The sequence below is a fragment of the Streptomyces sp. NPDC031274 genome (assembly GCF_055570235.1).
In genome coordinates this window covers 1-1,237 of the sequence record NZ_JBVIHP010000318.1, presented here as the reverse complement: position 1 = coordinate 1,237, position 1,237 = coordinate 1, and the positions used below count along the sequence as shown (strand labels likewise).

The 1,237-nt window shown below is 68.1% G+C and carries 1 pseudogene; it reads left to right on the top strand.

The annotated features are described in order from the left end of the window. Window positions 1–860 precede the first annotated feature (860 nt). Window positions 861–1,237 (top strand): annotated as a pseudogene (locus tag ACZ5CR_RS45995) (hypothetical protein); the annotation flags it as partial.

Below are 1,237 nucleotides of genomic sequence, written 5' to 3'. Positions count from 1 at the left end.
CAGGACCACCAGCATCACGACCGGCGCGCGTTCCGGCGGCGCGTACTGCACCTGCAACGAACGCCCGGAGATGTCGACTTCCAGGTTCTGCATGCCCATGCGGCAGTCACCGCGACAACGGCCGTCTGGATGTCGCGGGTCGACGCCCCGGCCAGGAACAGCTCTCGGCCAAGCCGCAGGACGAAGCGCAGCACCTCGGCCGACTCGCGGTCGTCGAAGTCGCGCGACTGCGGAAAGGGGACGCCTTCGTAAACGCGGTCCCGTACTGCCGGTCGAGCAAGGTGCCCTCGTTCTGCCGAAGCCGGCCCAGCCTCGCCTGCCGGGCATGCGCTCGGGACCGCAGCCCGGACAGCGTCCGCCACATCTGCTCTCCGCTTGCTCGAAGCGCTGATTCGCGCCTCAGCCTCTCCCAGAGCCGCCGTCGCCGCCGCCGCTCGACCGGGTGGGGGAGGGGCATCGGCGGGGGACAAGTGGGCGAAATCTTTGGCTCTGCGGCCCTTCCGCTGGTGGCCCCGGAGAATCAGGCCGGGGCAACTGCGTCCTACGGACTCGGCGCAGAGCAGTGTGCCGTGGGAACCCACATGCGCTGATTCGCGCCTTCGGCCGTCATGCTTATAGGCCAAGTGTTTGAGGCGGCTCTCGCTGTAGTTCGATCGCGTGATGCGTTCACCCGAGTGGCGGGCGCACTCCTTTCTGGCTTCGTTCGTTATGCGGACGGAAAAGGGGCAGACGATTTCGGAGAATGGTTTCTCCTGTCGAACGGCACGGTGCATGGGTTGACCAGTGATGGGAACCCGGCGCCACCGGCCGGGTTCCACTCTCCAGCAGATGGCTCCACACAACGGCACGAAGGAACCCGGATGAACGACTGGTACAGCAACAGGGAGAGCGCTTACAGCCCGGGACATTCCTGGAGACCAGAGACGGGCGCACTGGGCCCGTACGACAGTGTCCCCATCCCCGTCCAGCTGTCCTGGGACGGAGCGGGTCTGGACGCCACGCTGAGCCGCCAAGGTCTGGAGGAGGAGCTGGCCGAGATGCTGGCCGTGGCGTCGGGACCCAGGCCGTCTCCCCAGCCGGCGGCCCAACCGCTGTCCCGGGAGGAGCTGGCCGAGATGCTGGCTGCGGCGTCGGGGCCCAAGCCCACGCCGCCTCCCGAGCCCGCCGAACAGCCGCTGTCCCGAATCGACCGCAGGCGTGGGCGGGCCAAACACACCCCTCTCTTTGGCGGGGCACG